This is a genomic window from Shewanella waksmanii (genome assembly GCF_043643685.1).
In the GTDB taxonomy this organism is placed as follows: Bacteria; Pseudomonadota; Gammaproteobacteria; order Enterobacterales; family Shewanellaceae; genus Shewanella; species Shewanella waksmanii_A.
Map to the genome: position 1 here is coordinate 1 of NZ_JBHZSN010000010.1, position 18091 is coordinate 18091.

Here is an 18091-nt window from a genome sequence, read left to right on the forward strand (position 1 = left end):
GAGCGGTAGTTCAGTTGGTTAGAATACCGGCCTGTCACGCCGGGGGTCGCGGGTTCGAGTCCCGTCCGCTCCGCCAACATTAAGACGAAAGCCTCTGCAGCAATGCAGAGGCTTTTTTCGTATGTGATCCAGAAAAAGAGCCATCATGAAATTATAAAAGTGGTGGTTCAGTTGGACTTACATTGTTGCCGACAATGTTTAGCATATACTCCGCCCCTGGAGATATTAGGCTCTTTTGAATAACAAGCGGCCTGTCTCACGTGCCGAAGGCACATGGGTTCGTCTCTTTATAAGTGCAAGTCCGCCCCATTTACGCTGCGCTTCGTATTCGTAAACTCACAGCCATCGCTGTACTCACCCACAAACATTAAGACGAAAGCCTCTGCACTGATTTATATTAAGAGTGCAGAGGCTTTTTTCGTATGTGATCCTGAAAAGGAACCATCATGAAATTATAAAAGCGGTGGTTCAGTTGAACTTACATTGTTGCCGACAATGTTTAGCATACACTCTTCCCTGGAGATACTAGGCGCTTTTGAATAGCAAGATGTGCATCCATATACAAAGTCCGCTCGACATCCCTTGTCTCTCGTTCGTTAGCTTATGGCTACCTTATGCTCACCTACAAATTCTAAGACGAATCAATCTAGCTGGTGATAGCTTCATTTAATCTGCGTTACATTATACTTTGTGGCTTTAGTTTGATCTGGTTAGGGTAAGGATGAAACCCCTGTGCTAGAATTAACATGTATTTCATTTATATGATTTATGTGAACGTTATCGCACAGTGGTTGTAATTGTTGCTATAGCCAGTTTGGGGATTGATGTACAATCAGCAGCCTTTAACAAAGGCATAGATAATTGAAGACAAGTTGAAATTGCTTTTGCGGATATGTGATCTCAACACAATTCAATTTACTTTGCTGTGATCAACACAAAAGCTATATACCTAATTGTGGGTATACTGTGTAGGAATAATGATGGATTGTCGATTAGGTTGTGGTGCCTGTTGTATTGCACCGTCTATTACAACGCCGATACCCGGTATGCCAGATGGTAAGCCAGCAGGTGTAAGGTGCGTGCAGCTTGATGACAACAATCTTTGTCAAATCTTTGGGCAACCAAGTCGCCCAGATGTTTGTTTACGGTTTACGGCAACAGAGGATGTCTGCGGTACAACGAATCAGGAAGCGTTATGGTTAATTAGTACGCTTGAAGCGGCTACGCAAAGTTAGAAGGGTTATCATGCAACTAACACGTTATACAGATTATGGTATTCGCACGTTAATGTACCTTGCCATTCAACCTGAGCGGGAAACGCTATTTCGTATTGCGGAAATCACAGAGGTTTTCGAACTATCGCCAAACCACGTTTCAAAGATCATTCATCATTTGGGCAAGTTAGGCTATATCCAAACTCTACGTGGTAAAAGTGGCGGCTTCCGTTTAGCTACACCTGCTAATGAAATTAATATTGGTCAACTTGTGCGTCAACTTGAAAACTCATTAGCTGCGATTGATTGCAGTAAGCCATATTGCCGTTTTACGCCAGCTTGTAAACTCAAAGGGGTGTTAGCAGACGCGGTAGCGGCTTATCTTGCTGTGTTAGATCAATATACACTAGATGATATTGTCAGCAATCGCTCTGAGTTAAGAGCGCTGTTGCCTGATTTGAATATCCCTGTGTTACAAATCGCTTAGCCGCTACTTTAATCGAGTTGTTGCACTGTTAGTAGGCTGTTGAGCAATACGGTAAGGTAACAACTCAGACGCATTCACTAAGTGGATGCCATTTTCCTTTAATCGCGATAGATTGTTTTGCAGAAATTCAATGGTTTCAGGATAAGGGTGGGCTATCGCGACCACTTGTCCTTGATGATGAGCAAGGCTGATCAAATGATTAAACTGACGCTCTAAACCCGCTTTTGATGTGTCATTGTCGAGAAATACCTGCCGACGTAACGTAGGAATACCGATATGATCAGCCTTTGCGCCTGCGCGAGTATAGCGTGTGGTGACACTATCAATAAAATACCCCTGCCTGTGTTTCAAGTTTTCCATTAACCATTGCATTGGTTCATCGAGCTGAGTTAACAAGCTGCCCATATGATTATTCACACCCACTGCATAGGGGATACTGTTGAAGGCGGCGTCAATTTGTTGCTTAAACTCATACTCGCTCATTTGGTTAGTTAGTCCACCAGGCCCAAGTTTTTTGCCGTTGAGCGCCTGCATTGGTATATGCAGCATGATTTCATGACCTTGCTGATGGCCATTCTTAGCGAGAGTTTCACCTAAGGGGGTGTGAGGCAATACCGATAACGTGATTTTATTTGGAAGCGACAGCACCGCCTCATCGGTTTGACGATATCCGATATCGTCAATGATGAGGGCGACTTTTGATGCTTGTACTGATGTTGTAAAAATTAAAATTGCTAAAAAAAAGAATAAGCGCACGTGTTTTTTTATTTTATTTATGAGCCCTTATCATTGAGCTCGCTATTATTAATCCATGTTATAGCGGTATCAACCATGCTGTCATGGGGTGTAAGTCCGCTGATTATAGGCACACTTTGTTGCTCAGTCATAGTTGCTGGGTCAAATAAAATATCTGGGGCGATGCCGACACTATTGATGTCGTTACCATTTGGCGTGGTGTACTTGGCAATAGTAAGCTTGATTGCATTGCCTTCAATTAAAGTTGGGATCAAGCTTTGCACTGTGCCTTTACCAAAACTTTGCTCGCCGATTAGCGTTGCTCTGCCATTATCCTGTAATGCGGCAGCGAGTACTTCAGACGCTGATGCAGAGCCTTTATTGATAAGCACGAGTAAAGGCACCTTGGACATCATAGCCTGCGGTGATGCGTAGTAATCTGAGTTAGCATCAAAAAACCGACCTTGGGTTGACACAATGCGCCCTTTCTCTAGGAATAGATCAGCGATGCTAATTGCCTCATCGAGCAAGCCGCCGGGATTATTTCTCAAATCCAATACGATACCCCGCAGTGAGTGTGACTGCCATGCAGTAAGCTGGGCGATCATCTCTTTCGTTGAGTTATGCTGGAAGCTGGCAAGGCGAATATAGCCGACATGGTCAGGTAATAGCTTGGCTGACACGGATTGGATGGCGATGATACTTGGCTTCAGTGCGACTTCAAACTCACTATCTGAGCCTTGATGAGACAAGGTCAATGATAGAGACAAATCATGGGTGCTGTGATGGCGGATCTCTTTTAACAGTGACTCTAACTCTTCAGCACTTACCGGGGTATCATTGATCTTAACAATTTGATCGCCAGCTTGAATGCCTGCTTTTTCTGCTGGAGAGTGCGGGAATGGACTAATTATTGTTACTTTGTCATCACTGACCGCGATTTCGATACCAAATCCAAAGTATTCGCCTTTGTTGGCATCGCGCATATCACTGTAGGCGTCGGTATCAAGAAAATCTGAATAGGGATCCAGCTTTTTGAATATACCGCCGATGGCAGCATTAATGAGCTCATCTTCACTAACATCATCGACATAGTAGGTTTCTATGGTATTAATGATATCGAGTAGCAACGGGTAGTTGAGCTGGCTGTTAAATGGTTGCGCGTTTTCTTTCCCAGAAAGGGTTAGCGAAAGGCCTATTGTTAACCCTATAAAAATACACAGTAAATTATGAATAAATCGTTTCATACACAGCCCCTGTTGATACGGGGATATGCATCATCTAGCGTTTACAATATCTCGCAGGATCGATAGCTTGCCCCTTGTGCCTTACTTCAAAGTATAGGCCAGGTTCTGTCTGTCCACCCGAACGACCGACTAAAGCGATGGATTCACCTTGGCTAACCGTGTCTCCGGCATTCTTCAATAATGCCTGTGCGTGGCCGTACAGACTCATATATCCCTTACCATGATCAACCACTAAAACCATACCAAACCCGCGTAGCCAGTCTGCGTAAATGACTTTTCCTGCGGCAATGGCGTTGACCTGTTGCCCCTCAGGTGCTGCCATGATCACACCTTTCCATTTCACTTGACCCGAGCGGCGACTGCCAAATCCTGAGCGAATACGTCCTTTGGTGGGCCAGTCGAGTTTGTTGCCCTTGGAAAGCCCATCCATCGCTGGGCTGTTTTGCATTGCCTTTAAGGCTTGCTCGACCACGCGCTTTAAACTGGCTTCTTCTATCTGCAGCTGTTCTAACTTTTCACCGCGGGTGTTTAAGGTGCGTTGCAGTTGCGCTAAGGTTTGTTGTCTTTGTGCTTGCTCATTACTCAGGGCTTTAGCTTGCTGGCGTTGTTCAAGGATCAATTTATTCAACTGGGCGCTTTTATCTGTCTGTGCTTGGTGAATCGCTTCGAGTTCAGATAAGGTTTTTTGCAGCTCATTAATTGAAGCCATTCGCGCATTATTGAGATATTGATAATAGGCTAATAATCTCTCTATGGTTGCAGGATTCTGCTGATTAAGCAGCATCTTAGAATAGTCATGATTACCGGCTAAATAAGCACTAGCGAGCTGGTTTGCGAGCGTTTTTTGCTGTGATTTTTTTAGAATGTCTAGCTCTGCTTGCTGTTGATTGAGCTTGGTGAGCTCTTTATCTGTTTCAACCAGTTGTGTTTGGGTTTGGTTGACTTTGCGGGCAGCGCTAGCAATAGCTTGTTCATCTTTCTTTAGCAGCTGTATTAATTTTTCTCGTTGGGCATTGGTATCAGCCAGTGCTGATTGTTGCTTACTAATTTGTTGCTGCAAAGCATCTAATTCAGACTGACGTTGTTTCAGATCTGATGCTTGTGCAGTGAAACAAAATAACAGACAGCCAGCAAGTATGCTGGCTGTTTGACGTATGCAATGTTTAACCAAAGACTATTTACTCACTCAATGTGATGATATTACGTCCGGTCATTTCAGCCGGTACCGCTTGTCCCATCAAGGTTAACATAGTTGGTGCTAAATCACTTAAGCGACCATTAGCGCTAATTTCGCCTTTGCGTCCAACGTAAATCAGCGGCACCAATTCACTGGTGTGCGCAGTATGTGCTTGGCCTGTGCTTTCATCGGTCATCTGCTCAGCATTACCGTGGTCTGCGGTGATCAAACATTCACCGTCAACTTTAGCTAGCGCCTCTACAACACGGCCAATACAGCTATCTACCGCTTCACAGGCTTTAACTGCCGCATCAAAGTTACCAGTATGGCCAACCATGTCTCCATTAGGGTAGTTACAGATAATGACATCATATTCTGTAGATTCAATAGCTTCGACTAACTTATCGGTGAGTTCTGTTGAGCTCATCTCAGGTTGAAGGTCATAGGTAGCCACTTTGGGAGATTGAATAAGTTCACGTTGTTCGCCAGCAAATGGCTGCTCTTTGCCGCCATTAAAGAAGAAGGTAACGTGGGCATATTTTTCGGTTTCAGAGATACGCAATTGTGTTTTACCACTATTTTGTAGCACTTCGCCTAAGGTATTGACCAAGTCGACAGAAGGGTATGCGATAGGCGCATTGATGTCAGCGGCATACTCAGTCAGCATCACGAAGTTGACTTTAGGCGTCACATTTCGCTCGAAACCATCAAAGCTTGGGTCAACAAAGCTGCGGGTTATTTGACGAGCACGATCAGCTCGGAAGTTCATGAAAATCAGCGCATCATCGTCGCTTAATGTCGCTGCTGCACCGTTGTCGATAATGGCACTTGTGGCGACAAACTCATCGTTTTCATCACGCGCATAAGCCGCTTCAAGGGCTTCAACAGCATTGTCGAACTGATATTGGCTTTTACCTTCGGTGATAAGCTCATAGGCTTGAGAGACGCGGTCCCAACGGTTATCACGATCCATCGCATAGTAACGACCCACCATTGAGGCGATACGACCGGTGCCTAATGTAGTAAACAGATCATCAAAATGCTGCAAACTTGACTTGGCACTGCGCGGAGGCGTGTCGCGGCCATCAAGGAAGGCGTGTAAATAGACCTGCTTGGCACCACGGCTTACAGCTAGCTTACACATGGCTTCAATATGTGCTTCGTGACTATGTACCCCACCTGGCGATAGCAGTCCCATAATATGCACAGCGCCATTGGTTGCGATTGCTTTATCAACTGCTGCGGTTAGTGCGGGGTTGCTATCGAATTCACCATCGTCAATTGCTTTACCAATGCGGGTTAGCTCTTGATAGACCACGCGGCCAGAGCCGATGTTGATATGGCCAACTTCTGAGTTACCCATTTGGCCGTCGGGTAGACCAACATCAATGCCAGAGCCAGAGATTAAGCTGTTGGGATAAGTACTGTTTAGGCGATCTAATACCGGAGTATTCGCATGAAAGACTGCATTATTGTCAGTGTTTTCGCGGTAACCCCAGCCATCGAGGATCAGCAAGGCTAACGGCCTTTTGCGTGTCGTCATGGTGGTACCTTTTTAAAGTTTAAGAGTTGTTAGAAATCGAAATTGGTTAAATATTACTACGTATGCTAGGTATGAAAAAGCCATTTACACCAATTACAGCTATCGATTCTGTGATAAATGCCCGTTTCAATGGTCTTTGCGGCCATGCTGACACCAACAACTTGCTGCAATCTTATGCGGCTTTGGTATACTCTGTGCCCTTACTGAACTTCCAGCCACAGAAGTAGGCCGATTACCATGCAAGAATATATTGAATTTTTCCGCGCTAACCCATTATTGAGTCTAGCTTGGGTGGGTTTGTTTATTGGACTTATAGTGAGTGTCTATAAATCCAGCGTGTCTAAAGTGACCAATGTTGATTATCAACAGGCTACCTTATTGATCAACAAGCAAGACGCAAAAGTGATCGATGTACGCGGTAAAGATGAGTTTAAAAAGGGTCACATTGTTGATGCGATCAATGTGCCATTGTCTGAAATTAAAAATAATCAGATATCAGCCCTTGAAAAGTACAAAGCCAGTCCCATTATAATGGTATGCAACGCGGGAATGGTTTCTACCCAAGCTGCACAACTTATGGTTAAAGCAGGTTTTGAATCTGTGCATAGCCTTAAGGGCGGTATGGGCGATTGGCAACAGAACAATTTACCTGTTACCAAGAGCAAGCGGTAATATAGTCGCCAAATGATTGCCATATTATGGTGTCATTGAGTAGAGTATCATCTCTAAAATCAACTCAAGTGGTCATGTTGGCTACTTGAGAAAACTAAAAAACCGGGATGGTGGCTAAAGTCGATTAAGACTCAAGGTACAAAAGCCCTTAAGCAGTGTTTCCAATTAGGGAAGCAGGAACAAATTATTTAGGTAGGAAATTATGGCTGAAGAAGTAGCAAGCAACGAAGCACAAGGTCCACAGTTCAACATCCAACGTGTTTACACTAAAGATATCTCTTTTGAAACACCAAACAGCCCAGCTGTTTTTCAAAAAGAGTGGAACCCAGAAGTTAAGCTAGACCTTGATACTCGTAGCGCTAAGCTAGCTGACGACGTATATGAAGTTGTTCTATCGCTAACTGTGACTGCTAAGAACGGTGAAGAAACAGCGTTTCTTTGTGAAGTTCAGCAAGCTGGTATCTTCGCAATTGGTGGCCTAACAGAGCAGCAACTAGCTCACTCTCTAGGTGCATACTGCCCTAACGTACTATTCCCATACGCACGTGAAACCGTGGGTAGCCTAGTGGCTCGTGGTACTTTCCCACAGCTAAACCTTGCGCCTGTTAACTTTGATGCGCTATTCGCACAATACGTTCAACAGCGTCAAGCGTCTGCAGAAGCAGCAACTGAAGAAGCAAACGCTTAATCACGTATGAATAACACTGCCGATATTACGGTACTGGGGGCGGGCTCTTATGGCACCGCCCTTGCCATTTCTTTAGCTAGCAACGGCCATAAAACCCTGCTTTGGGGTCATGAACCCGAGCACATCGACAATCTTAAACGCGATCGTGCTAATGAAGAGTTTTTACCTGGCATTGCCTTACCTGAGCTATTACATCCCGAAGCCGACCTCGCCACTGCACTACAAGCATCAAATAATGTCTTGGTGGTGGTGCCTAGTCATGTATTTGGTTTAGTGCTTAAACAAGCAAAACCTTTATTGCGTGATGATGCCCGTATTGTTTGGGCAACAAAAGGTTTAGAGCCGGAGACGGGTCGTCTACTTCAAGAAGTCGCAGGCGATATTTTAGGTGATAAATATCCGCTCGCAGTATTATCTGGCCCAACGTTCGCCAAAGAACTCGCGGCAGGTATGCCAACAGCCATTTCGGTTGCAGGTACTGACGAAAGCTTTACCAATGATCTGGTGGAATTACTGCACAGCCCGAAACGTTTGCGAGTTTATGCCAATGACGATTTTACCGGATTGCAACTTGGTGGTGCGGTAAAGAACGTGATTGCCATTAGCGCCGGTATGTCAGATGGCATTGGATTTGGTGCCAATGCTCGTACCGCATTGATAACCCGTGGTTTAGTTGAGCTATCAAGGTTAGGTGAGGCCATTGGTGCCCAAAGCGCGACCTTTATGGGGATGGCGGGTTTGGGTGATTTAGTATTGACTTGTACCGACAATCAGTCTCGAAATCGTCGCTTTGGTTTGGCCCTAGGCCAAGGTAAGGATGTCGATGCTGCCCAACAAGAAATTGGTCAGGTGGTTGAAGGCTATCGCAACACTAAAGAGGTGTATACCTTAGCTAAACGTTTAGGGGTTGAAATGCCCATTACTGAACAAGTCTACAAAGTACTGTATCAAGGTGGAACTCCTCACGAAGCGGCTAAAGCTTTGTTAGCGAGAGAGAAAAAATCTGAAACGGCTGACAACGAGTAGCGTTTAATGAGTTTTTGCCATATCGACAGAAAAGGGTGCTAAAATAGCGCCCTTTTTTATTGGTTGTTGGCGCTAAAATCAGCGCCACACATGAGCTAAGACGCTAGGGGTTGTTGTAGTGAAACACCATGACATTATTATCATAGGCGCGGGCGCAGCCGGCCTAATGTGTGCGGCGACGGCGGGTTACCGCGGACGTGATGTATTGGTGTTAGATCATGCTAAACAGGCGGGTAAGAAGATTCTTATCAGCGGTGGCGGGCGCTGCAATTTCACCAATCAGAAAGTGGAACCCCATAACTTTATTTGTCGCAATCCGCATTTTGTTAAGTCAGCATTAGCAAGGTATCGTTCTAGCGACTTTATCGAGTTAGTCGAGCGCCATGGTATTGAGTATCACGAGCGTGACCATGGACAACTGTTTTGCAACGACTCTGCCAAAGCGATCGTGACCATGCTATTAACTGAGTGTGAGTGGGCGGGGGCGCAAGTACAGCTGCGGACTGAAATTGTTGATATCAGCCGACAAGCCGATGGCAGTTTTATCGTGAAAAGTAGCAAGGGTGACTACAGTTGTGAATCATTAGTGATTGCAACGGGTGGTCTTTCAATGCCGAAATTGGGCGCGACACCGTTTGGCTATAAAGTTGCTGAGCAATTTGGATTAAAGCTGTTACCGACCTACGCTGGCCTTGTACCTTTTACTTGGCATAGTGATCAAAAAGCACGATTTGAACCCTTATCAGGTATCGCGGTGCCTAGTACCATTACCGCCAAAGATGGCACCGAGTTTAGTGAAGCCTTGTTGTTCACCCACCGCGGCCTTTCAGGCCCTGCCATATTGCAAATCTCAAACTATTGGCAACCAGGCGAAGCTATCTCAATCAACTTGTTGCCCGGAGAAGATGCCCGTGCCAAGTTGCAGCAGGTTTTAGCTGATAGCCCCAAACAAAGCTTACGTAATGCGTTGTCGCAATGGTTACCTAAGCGCTTAGTCGAATTGCTATTTAGTGAATCGCTACTGAATAAAGCTGTTAACCAATTAGTGCATGCCGAGTTAGAACAATTGGCTGTTGATCTTGAGTCTTGGAAATTGGTGATGAACGGCACCGAAGGTTACCGCACCGCAGAAGTGACCTTAGGTGGTGTTGATACTGACGAGCTGTCATCTAAAGATATGCAAAGTAAACAAGTGCCTGGTTTGTATTTTGCCGGTGAGGTGATGGATGTTAGCGGCTGGCTCGGAGGCTTTAACTTCCAATGGGCCTGGGCATCCGGTGTGGCGGTTGGGCTATCAGCTTGATTGTGATTTAAGTTAATTAAAACGAAGACAATTTAAATTAGAGCGAAGACGTTGTCTTTTAAAGTGTGGTGTAAGACCATATTAAATATTGATTTTAATAAGGTCAGATAGTCTTCGTTTTGTTATTGATAAGCACAACACAAACTTTTAAGAAACTCCAAATCAGGGATTAAATAGGGGTGACGAAGAGTTCCGTCACCCGTGTATTTTTCCAGTTTATAGCTCTGAGTATTTCTCTGCTAGATCACTAGAGAATAGTGCTTTCGCATTATCTGCTTTTAGAACGCTTTTTCGAACGGTTTCTCTCATTAAATCTAATACCAAAAGAGTCTTATCATCAAGCGAAGCAATAGACTCAATTCGACGGTATTTGCTATGGTGTTTCTCTGCATATTCAGCTAACCCCTTCAACTTAGGTAGAGCATCACTTAAGTGCAAGCTATGCGGATCAACAATATCGACAGCTATATCGTTATCAGGCTTTCTAGCGAAGAAAATAAAGTCCGGCCTCAATAGCTTATATTCATCATTATCTACATAGGAAATACCCAAACTATCTTGACTTGAACGAGCAGGGTTTCGATACCAAGCTTCAAATCCATCACGAGAGCTTTCAACCTCAATGACTTTATGCTCCCATGGGTTCAGAAAAGCTGGGAAAAGACCGTCATCTTGCGACATTAAATGGTTTGGAAGTGTCGGTAAAAGAGTTTCTTTTCCACCTTCAAGAAGCACTGTAGGTTCCATCCAAGATTTAGGGATCATTAGATCGACATTTTGAGGTTCTTTGCTCATCTCTCTAATTTGTCGATATGTTTCCTGACGAACATCGGTTAAGTCTTTAATATCAATGCGATACTTACTAAACCAATCGCTAGCCATTTTTTCTGCTTCAGAATTAAAGTAATCTGAAACATCTTTAACCAACCCAAGGGCTGCAATATCTATGTAAGCCTCAATTAATGCTTCTTCTCTAGAGTCTGTTGATTGATTCTCATCCGCTAAATGGTCAGCATAAGTTCGAGCAAGGTCAGGGCTAAATAAGCGTGCTGCACGTTTATACGCGTCTTCGATTACCGCATAATCAGCTTCTTCTACAAAGTCGTCAAAAGACATATTCTTACCACCTAGATCAGCACGTAAGCTTTTACCCTCTACAGTAAGTACATCTTTTCGTGCTTCTTCAATCTCTGATGAGTACCTAGTACACGCAGCATTTAACACCTTGTGCATTTCGGAATGCGCTATTTTACCTGCATTCAACATCAACTCATCTTGAGCTAATTCATGAGCAAGAGCGGTTAGACGTTTTATAGGCTTGGCGATCTTTTGAGGCAAAACTTGTGAGGTGATTTCAGAGAAGACAGGCCAAATATCTTTCTCAATTCTCCCGTTAGGCTCAACTGTCACAGGATTAATTAGAACTCGACGCCCTTTAATCTCACTTTCACCATCGCTAAAACTACCATGCATCAGTGAATCAGCTACAGACTCTACCGATTTTTTATCAAAGAACGGTAGCATACAATCTACAGCATTCAATCTATCATTACCGGGTATACGTCTGGCTAGTGGAGTACGAACCATACGTCCAAGCAACTGCGTTATATGAGTTTGGTCTTTAGCTGGTCTGAATGAAACCATGACCTCTGCACGAGGGCAATCCCACCCAGTGCTTATCGCATCTTTAGCAATCAACACTCTAATTTCAGTATCATCTTGAACTCGTTCTGGTTGAGTGTAGTAGACCGTATGACTTCCAAATGTAAGAGTTTTTCTCTCACCAAATACATGAGCAATATTGACACTCTTTAAGTCTGGCCAGCGTTCAAATATCGTATCTAATGCTCGACTAATATCTTCTGCTTTAGGTTTATTAGGAACTTGGAGAATCATCAGAGGTAGCATCGGCTCTAAGCCTTCGGCCTTCGTGTAATCATTCCATGCTTTACTAGATTCGACTATTTTATCTGTCGCTCTACGGACAAGAACCGTATCAAATAACCCCGATTCATCAGGAACATCCAAGACGATCGTATCCTTCAGTAAGCCCGATTCTTGAACCTTAGAAGGGTCTACTTCTACATTAGGCAGAGTACTTCGACCTTGTGCAACACTCATAGCTTGGTTAAAGCGCTCTACAGTAGCAGAAATCCCCCATACAACAGGAATAGCAGGTACTGAACCGGCGCCATTAATCAGTCTTTTTACTATTGTCGATTTATCACTTTGGGCTGCTTTACTCTTAGTCCCCATTCCTCGGTGAGCCTCATCTAAAACGAGATAAAGTGTTAGACTAGGGTCTTCAATAGTATTACGAATAACTTCCCATATAGTGTGCGAACGCAAATCTGGTCGAGTTTCAGGGAAAAGATCACTTTGACCAGTATCGCCACCATCAGGGTCGTAGCCGCGGACTAGTAAACTGTTTTTACTGAGCTTTTGCGTGTTTAGAAAATACACTTTTCCAGCTTCAAACTTCTCCAAGCTAAACGTATTTTCTACAACAACTAGATCCGTATGATTTAACTTGTCAGCAGCCTCCATTAGGCGGAATCGTGTTTGTTCATTTAATGATGGGTCATCACTAAACCAAATGACAACAGCTCCAGGGTCAGCCTCAAAATCAAATTCATCGTCACCATAGAAAAGAGCCTCAAATGCTGCCGCAGCCATAACGGTCTTACCAGCACCAGTTGTCGCGGTTAAAGAAAACGCATGAACATCACTGTCTTCATGCCAGCGTTTCTTGGCTTTAGCTAGATTGTTGAGCGAGTCATGAACAGCCTCACGTTGATAATCTTTTAACGTAAACTTCATGACTTAATCTCCATTAGTAAACTGAAAGTTATTCAAATATGATTCGTATAAACGAACTACTTCAACGTCTTTAGATATATTTCTGACTACAGATTGAAAGCGACGATCATCATTCGTGATGACATATACAGTCGTAATGCTTTGGCGTTTTGTAACTTCACTACAAAACTCTCGAGTTTTATCAAGATTAAATAAAACACCGTAAGTGTCAGCTACATCCCAACCTTCATCAGGTATTGATTCAATCCTATTACCTTTTGAACCTGCACGAAGCCACAGTAATGGGGCTATTTTTGAGAATGAGAGATTGTGATTAACAGCTATTGGGGTTTCATAAGTGAGAGTAAAGAATTCAGCATTCTCAGCTAGACCGTCAGACATCGGGAATTCATCGACGAATCTATAGTCACCTTTAATAAGACTGCCGTCATGTGTTTCACCAGTTATAGCTGCCTTAATTCGCGGCTTAGTTACATATTCACAAATGCCCAACCTTTCCCAGTCCTTATCCCCGGGACGTAGCTTAGCCATCTTCAGTGATTTTTGTTCTTCTACAGCAACTTCATTGTTAGTTATTGAAATGCATAGACGTCTACCATTATCCTGTTTATTTAGTCTCATTACTGCATGAGATGTTGTCCCTGAGCCCGCAAAGAAGTCTAAAACTACAGCATCTTTTTTGTCTTCAATAAAAAAGCGAAGAGCATCCTCTACAGCATATAGAGATTTGGGAAATGGAAATTTACGACCGGGTAACATTTTCCGAAGAAGCTTACTACCATGTTCTCCAGCATCATGAGCAGGAGTATTCCAAACGGTCTTCCCTACACGTCGTCTTGCATTAAGGTCGGCATATTCTAACTGAAGGACTCCATTTTCGTTTTTTCCTTTTGACGTAATTTCGCCAGATTCTAGACGTCTAATTTCGCCAGCTTTAAGGTATGTAATCGAGACTTGACCAGTGCGAGAGTTAACTTTTCCAACACGAACCATCCCTTTCTCAACAAGTTCTTTTAGTTTTTTGAAAGAAACTTGCCAACGACCATCAGAACCATCAGCTAATGTAGGCCATATAACCTTAAGACCGGGCTTGTCTTCAACGTCATCCCTACTCAATGTTACGGGTAATAAAGGCTCACCAATCTCAACAACTCGCCCTTCAATCTTATCAATGTAAATTGGATAAAAACCCGTTTTGTTGTCTTCACGTCGAATATCTGTACCACTTCTGATTAGAGGGTACCAAATTTGAGGAGTCTTACCTGACTTAGATGAAATACTATTTTCTAACAATTCACGCTTGGTAGGGATTGCTTTAATTTCACCGAAATAACAAATGAGGTAGTACTCATCAACCCGAGCTAGCTCTTTACCCCTGGTTGAACCCTTTGGGTTTATCACGGTAGTTACCATTTGAACGTCAGCCTCTGGATATAACTGCTCTAGCAATAGAGCAATTCTATTAACTTCTTTCTCATCAATGGTAAGAATTAGAACAGATGCCTTAGGGTTCAATAGTTGTTTTGCTAACTTCAACCGGCGTTCCATAAATGCTAACCACTTGGAGTGGCGATACAAGTCTTCCGAATCGACATAGTCGTTATTGTACTTCCAGTCCTTCGCACCTGTGTTATATGGTGGGTCGATGTAAATAGCGTCGATTTTACCTCGATGAGTAAAAGTAAGAGCTTTCAAGGCGTGATAGTTTTCGCCATTAATCACTGAGTGAAACGGCTTTTCAGCACCATTTTCAACCTTTCCAGTGCTAACCAAGCCTGGAAAAATCTTATCGCGAAACTCTGCTACAACTACAAGGTCAGATACATTAACCTGTTTCGTTTCAGATCCAAGCGCATCACGTACAAGTAAGTGCGCTATCTTTTGTTCTCCGACAGCCTCAATTCGCGTAACAGTCCAAATTTTTTGTTCACCCCTTGATGTTTCGCCTCTAGGAGGAAGAATATGAACTTTATCGCCTTTTCTAATTGGGCGTTGAGGTAACTCTACTGTTTCAGGTCTGTGTCTTTCGAAGTTCAAACCGAACGAGCGTCGGGATGAAAGAGCTTTAAACTCTCGCTCCAAGTCAGCCCCCATCAATGGGTCTTTAGCTTTAGCTTGTGCTATTAAGTCAGTAAGACGTGACACGCTTTCTCCTTTTTATTATCACGTTATCTAAAAGGTAATTCGAAAAATTTAATCTACTTTTCGTAAAATTGTTTTTTATGTATATTTTTAAATATATATTTGTTTTAAGTGGACCTATCATTGTTTCTGTTCTTCAATCCACTTCTCTAAATCGCTTCGCTTGAAGCGCCAACTACCGCCTACTTTAAAGCCTGGAAGCTTACCTTCGCTAGTTAAGCGATACGCTGTTTTTTCATTCAACTTGAGGTATTTAGCAACCTCTTGAATTGTCAGTATTTCATCTGTCATTGGATTATCTCAATAATGAACAAAGCTAGAATATGAGAAAATTGAGGAATTAACAAGAAATTGGCTTATCAGTTTGCTCTAATCTGTTAATTATCATGAAATATCATGTTTTATCATCAAACTATCAATTTTTATTTTCCCACGGTTACATAAGATTGATTTAGGCAATCACATGAACAGGAGAACATGATGTCTAATCAACAAAACAACCACAAAGCAAATCAAGGTAACGCTAACAAAGGCACTTCTGGTGCTAACCAAGCATATGCTAAGGTGCAAGGTAATCGTGGTAAGCAAATGAATCCCAACCAGAAAAAATAATGGGATATACAGTGGCAGGGTAACATTACCTGCCACCTTTTAGGGATAAGTATGGAAGCAACTAACAATAAAAAGAAAAAGCGAAAATTCAAACAAACGAAACAGCTCGTTAGATTGGCAATTAATGATGGCTGGTCGCAGATGGATATTGCTGAAAAGTGCAGAACTCAACAATCTGTTGTTAGTGCTTGGAGCAAAGGTTCCAAGCAAGGAACTGAGCAACAACTTAGACCGCTGCTTGAGCTATATGGTCATAAGTTAAGACGAAATTCTTTTAAGGTTTATTGGAGTATTGATTCTGAAAGCAAGACCAAAGTATTCCACAAGGTTGAAGGCAAAGTTATTTTGAACCAAGCCTTTTATGACGCGAGAAGAGTGAGTCATAAATTAGAAAAGAAAATTCCTCAGCATAAACTTACCATTCATCACCAAGGTAACAACAAATTTAGAGTTGTTCATCAAAGTCGATTAACGTTTCAACATAGCAATGCTGAGCTTGAGTCAACGGTAGAAGATGCTATTTGGGGCGCATTTGTCTCTGAACAATATGAGCTTGCAGAACTACTTATTGTAATTGATAACTACGCTGAAAAAACTTTAGCTAAATACCCAAGCGATGCTAATACACTACCATTCATAGCAAGACAATCACTGCTAAATCATGGATTTGATATTGATGGAATTGTTGAATACCCTGCCATCTGGTAGTGTATAAAAGAACCCAAAAAAGGGAGTTGGCACCTAAACGCCAAAACTTGTGGGTAACCACAATCGTTTGAAGCACCAAGTTGGTAAAGCCCTATGGCTAGCCAGTTAGCTACCATAGCGCTATTCAAACAATTTTAGGAGTACATTGTTATTGCTTTGAAAAAAGCTAGGCCAAAGGCACTGCTGATCAGCCGAATCATAACGTGTAATTAAGGGATAGGGTGGGTAAAAAAGCCAGCCATCAGTCACTGACCGCTGGCTTTTTGTTTTGATAGCTTCGACAGTAAGGGCTTAAGATACTAGGGGCTTACCTGGGCCAATTCTTTTGTCGCTGCACATGATTGTTTAATATTGATAACCAATAATGTTCATTTATAGTTTATTGGTTACTATTCTAGATAAATCTCTTGAGCGTTGTAGTCGCTGTTGGGCGATGGCAACGCGCATAGAAACAGGCTGATTTAAGCTTTGTGTCACAGCGTGACTGACCATTGAGCAGCAGTCTTGTTTACCCCATTGATAGGCTTTTTCGCCTTGCTTGGCAAAACTTTCCACAAACTGTGTCACTTGCTGGCTCGATAGTGTCGAACTTAAGGTTTGGCATTGGGTGGATGCGGTATATAACTGCTTTTCCGCCCCCACACCCGATAAACCATAAGATAAACTCTGCACTAGATTGCCATCTTGGTCGAGGATCTGCGCATAACAGTGTTTAAGCCTTGGGTGGCCGCTGTGGTTTGCGCTTGCCCATAAGTTGTTGGTACATAGCTTTAAGGTATATTGCTCATTTTCACCTGTTAGTGGCATAGATACTGTTTCCAAGGCACGGTGATAAATGGGTATTCGCCCGTGACATCGACTGCGCAAAACCAGCTTTGCTTAGCACCAGTATTAATGCCTTGATAGTGAAATATCACCTTAGCGATAAGCCTATCGCCACTGGGGTTGGTTTTCACTTGGACGTTCACCAGCTGGTAACCACTCGGGTTGGCGCCCGATGTGTTGGGTTGATAGCAAAATTCAAAGGTTTGTGTGTAAATCATTTCGTTGTTGTACAGGGTGAAATTAATCGCTCTATCGGCATCGGATTCGCCGTTATTGGCGTTAAGCGATAACAGTTCATTGACCACTCGGGTAAAGGGTTTACCTTTGCCCTGTCCCTGCTGGATGACTTGCTGCAATGTGGGGGTGTTGGTTGTGGTGAGATTACTGACGGCAACGCGTCCGTTTGCTAAGCGTTGACCGACTAAAATGATGTTACCGGTATCTGGACTGAGCGCGGTGATTAACTGCAATAAACACTGATTGGATGTCGGTTGCAACGTGAATAACTGATTGTTGTCAGTGTTTTCTAGTACCCAAGTCATCTCTCTAGCAATGTATAAATTTTGTGGCTGACTCAAGCCGTTATATAACCATGTTGATTGTTGTGGTTGGCTGTTGATTTGTTCGAGTTCGACCTGATCGCTAGCCATGCTGTTAGCAGGAGGCGGTGTGCCAGCGATTTGGCTCGCTTGTAAAAATTCCTGCTCCAAACTTAGCGATGGAAATAGCGCATTGATTTTACCCACGACATAAATCCAGTTGTTTGCATCGTCATGATTGGCAGGTTCAATGGAGGATTTTTTCAAGCCATGCCAAGGAAGGTACTGTTGTTGCAAACCGTTCCCTGTGATGTTGTTGGCTTGTATTGATAGGCTTTTCATCAGATCACCTC

The 18091-nt window shown here is 43.2% G+C and carries 17 protein-coding genes; 8 read left to right on the forward strand and 9 right to left on the reverse strand.

Features of this window, described 5'->3' with window-relative positions:
* The first annotated feature begins 980 nt into the window (after positions 1–980).
* Together ACHUFW_RS14985 and ACHUFW_RS14990 are read left to right on the forward strand one after the other, a co-directional pair.
* Positions 981–1235, forward strand: coding sequence for a YkgJ family cysteine cluster protein (locus ACHUFW_RS14985; protein WP_394204151.1), 255 nt, complete (start codon positions 981–983; stop codon positions 1233–1235).
* 10 nt (positions 1236–1245) lie between these two features.
* Complete coding sequence (locus tag ACHUFW_RS14990) at positions 1246–1701, forward strand: Rrf2 family transcriptional regulator (RefSeq protein WP_394204152.1); 456 nt, start codon at positions 1246–1248, stop codon at positions 1699–1701.
* 3 nt (positions 1702–1704) lie between these two features.
* Here ACHUFW_RS14990 and ACHUFW_RS14995 read toward each other — a convergent pair whose 3' ends face one another.
* Genes ACHUFW_RS14995 through gpmM form a run of 4 tightly spaced genes read right to left on the reverse strand, consistent with a single transcriptional unit; the run spans position 1705 to position 6403 of the window.
* Complete coding sequence (locus ACHUFW_RS14995; RefSeq protein WP_394204153.1) at positions 1705–2457, reverse strand: divergent polysaccharide deacetylase family protein; 753 nt, start codon at positions 2455–2457, stop codon at positions 1705–1707.
* A 17-nt stretch (positions 2458–2474) separates the two neighbouring features.
* Entirely contained in the window at positions 2475–3683 is a 1209-nt protein-coding gene (locus ACHUFW_RS15000) for a S41 family peptidase (protein WP_394204154.1), read from the reverse strand.
* 34 nt (positions 3684–3717) lie between these two features.
* The gene (locus ACHUFW_RS15005) at positions 3718–4854 is read right to left on the reverse strand and encodes a murein hydrolase activator EnvC family protein (RefSeq protein ID WP_394204155.1); all 1137 of its coding nucleotides are present in this window, start codon (positions 4852–4854) and stop codon (positions 3718–3720) included.
* Between the two features lie 7 nt (positions 4855–4861).
* A complete protein-coding gene (gpmM, locus tag ACHUFW_RS15010; protein ID WP_394204156.1) occupies positions 4862–6403 on the reverse strand; it encodes a 2,3-bisphosphoglycerate-independent phosphoglycerate mutase in 1542 nt (513 codons plus the stop codon).
* A gap of 237 nt (positions 6404–6640) precedes the next feature.
* On the opposite strand from gpmM, the gene ACHUFW_RS15015 reads away from it, so the two are divergent.
* The 4 genes from ACHUFW_RS15015 to ACHUFW_RS15030 all read left to right on the forward strand — a co-directional run bounded on the left by ACHUFW_RS15015 (position 6641) and on the right by ACHUFW_RS15030 (position 10092).
* Positions 6641–7075: a rhodanese-like domain-containing protein gene (locus ACHUFW_RS15015; RefSeq protein ID WP_394204157.1), complete on the forward strand. Its 435-nt coding sequence runs from the start codon at positions 6641–6643 to the stop codon at positions 7073–7075.
* Between the two features lie 202 nt (positions 7076–7277).
* Positions 7278–7763 carry a protein-export chaperone SecB gene (secB, locus tag ACHUFW_RS15020; protein ID WP_394204158.1) on the forward strand — a complete coding sequence of 162 codons (486 nt, stop codon included), beginning with the start codon at positions 7278–7280 and terminating at the stop codon, positions 7761–7763.
* 6 nt (positions 7764–7769) lie between these two features.
* Positions 7770–8789 (forward strand): NAD(P)H-dependent glycerol-3-phosphate dehydrogenase, encoded by a 1020-nt coding sequence (gene gpsA, locus ACHUFW_RS15025; RefSeq protein ID WP_394204159.1) that lies wholly within the window; start codon positions 7770–7772, stop codon positions 8787–8789.
* Between the two features lie 118 nt (positions 8790–8907).
* Positions 8908–10092: a BaiN/RdsA family NAD(P)/FAD-dependent oxidoreductase gene (locus ACHUFW_RS15030; RefSeq protein WP_394204160.1), complete on the forward strand. Its 1185-nt coding sequence runs from the start codon at positions 8908–8910 to the stop codon at positions 10090–10092.
* A gap of 216 nt (positions 10093–10308) precedes the next feature.
* Here the strand turns inward: ACHUFW_RS15030 and ACHUFW_RS15035 are convergent, their stop codons facing one another.
* The 3 genes from ACHUFW_RS15035 to mads1 all read right to left on the reverse strand — a co-directional run bounded on the left by ACHUFW_RS15035 (position 10309) and on the right by mads1 (position 15345).
* Complete coding sequence (locus tag ACHUFW_RS15035) at positions 10309–12912, reverse strand: DEAD/DEAH box helicase (protein WP_394204161.1); 2604 nt, start codon at positions 12910–12912, stop codon at positions 10309–10311.
* Positions 12913–12915: 3 nt separating this feature from the next.
* The gene (locus tag ACHUFW_RS15040; RefSeq protein ID WP_394204162.1) at positions 12916–15057 is read right to left on the reverse strand and encodes a site-specific DNA-methyltransferase; all 2142 of its coding nucleotides are present in this window, start codon (positions 15055–15057) and stop codon (positions 12916–12918) included.
* Between the two features lie 117 nt (positions 15058–15174).
* Complete coding sequence (gene mads1, locus ACHUFW_RS15045) at positions 15175–15345, reverse strand: methylation-associated defense system helix-turn-helix domain-containing protein MAD1 (protein ID WP_394204163.1); 171 nt, start codon at positions 15343–15345, stop codon at positions 15175–15177.
* 189 nt (positions 15346–15534) lie between these two features.
* On the opposite strand from mads1, the gene ACHUFW_RS15050 reads away from it, so the two are divergent.
* Together ACHUFW_RS15050 and ACHUFW_RS15055 are read left to right on the forward strand one after the other, a co-directional pair.
* Entirely contained in the window at positions 15535–15666 is a 132-nt protein-coding gene (locus ACHUFW_RS15050; protein ID WP_394204164.1) for a hypothetical protein, read from the forward strand.
* A 51-nt stretch (positions 15667–15717) separates the two neighbouring features.
* On the forward strand, positions 15718–16374 hold the full coding sequence (locus ACHUFW_RS15055; RefSeq protein WP_394204165.1) for a hypothetical protein: 657 nt from the start codon (positions 15718–15720) through the stop codon (positions 16372–16374).
* A 372-nt stretch (positions 16375–16746) separates the two neighbouring features.
* Here the strand turns inward: ACHUFW_RS15055 and ACHUFW_RS15060 are convergent, their stop codons facing one another.
* Complete coding sequence (locus tag ACHUFW_RS15060) at positions 16747–17181, reverse strand: hypothetical protein (protein ID WP_394204166.1); 435 nt, start codon at positions 17179–17181, stop codon at positions 16747–16749.
* On the reverse strand, positions 17172–18080 hold the full coding sequence (locus ACHUFW_RS15065; protein WP_394204167.1) for a cyanobactin maturation protease PatG family protein: 909 nt from the start codon (positions 18078–18080) through the stop codon (positions 17172–17174). The genes ACHUFW_RS15060 and ACHUFW_RS15065 overlap by 10 nt, the downstream gene beginning before the upstream one ends.
* Positions 18081–18091: the final 11 nt, after the last annotated feature.

What these genes read in the sequence shown, in the direction of transcription:
- secB (WP_394204158.1), top strand. Translation starts at nt 7,278, where the DNA reads ATGGCTGAAGAAGTAGCAAGCAACGAAGCACAAGGTCCACAGTTCAAC.
- ACHUFW_RS14990 (WP_394204152.1), top strand. Translation starts at nt 1,246, where the DNA reads ATGCAACTAACACGTTATACAGATTATGGTATTCGCACGTTAATGTAC.
- ACHUFW_RS14985 (WP_394204151.1), top strand. Translation starts at nt 981, where the DNA reads ATGGATTGTCGATTAGGTTGTGGTGCCTGTTGTATTGCACCGTCTATT.
- ACHUFW_RS15000 (WP_394204154.1), bottom strand. Translation starts at nt 3,683, where the DNA reads ATGAAACGATTTATTCATAATTTACTGTGTATTTTTATAGGGTTAACA.
- ACHUFW_RS15035 (WP_394204161.1), bottom strand. Translation starts at nt 12,912, where the DNA reads ATGAAGTTTACGTTAAAAGATTATCAACGTGAGGCTGTTCATGACTCG.
- ACHUFW_RS15065 (WP_394204167.1), bottom strand. Translation starts at nt 18,080, where the DNA reads ATGAAAAGCCTATCAATACAAGCCAACAACATCACAGGGAACGGTTTG.
- gpsA (WP_394204159.1), top strand. Translation starts at nt 7,770, where the DNA reads ATGAATAACACTGCCGATATTACGGTACTGGGGGCGGGCTCTTATGGC.
- gpmM (WP_394204156.1), bottom strand. Translation starts at nt 6,403, where the DNA reads ATGACGACACGCAAAAGGCCGTTAGCCTTGCTGATCCTCGATGGCTGG.
- ACHUFW_RS15050 (WP_394204164.1), top strand. Translation starts at nt 15,535, where the DNA reads ATGTCTAATCAACAAAACAACCACAAAGCAAATCAAGGTAACGCTAAC.
- ACHUFW_RS15060 (WP_394204166.1), bottom strand. Translation starts at nt 17,181, where the DNA reads ATGCCACTAACAGGTGAAAATGAGCAATATACCTTAAAGCTATGTACC.
- ACHUFW_RS15015 (WP_394204157.1), top strand. Translation starts at nt 6,641, where the DNA reads ATGCAAGAATATATTGAATTTTTCCGCGCTAACCCATTATTGAGTCTA.
- ACHUFW_RS15055 (WP_394204165.1), top strand. Translation starts at nt 15,718, where the DNA reads ATGGAAGCAACTAACAATAAAAAGAAAAAGCGAAAATTCAAACAAACG.
- mads1 (WP_394204163.1), bottom strand. Translation starts at nt 15,345, where the DNA reads ATGACAGATGAAATACTGACAATTCAAGAGGTTGCTAAATACCTCAAG.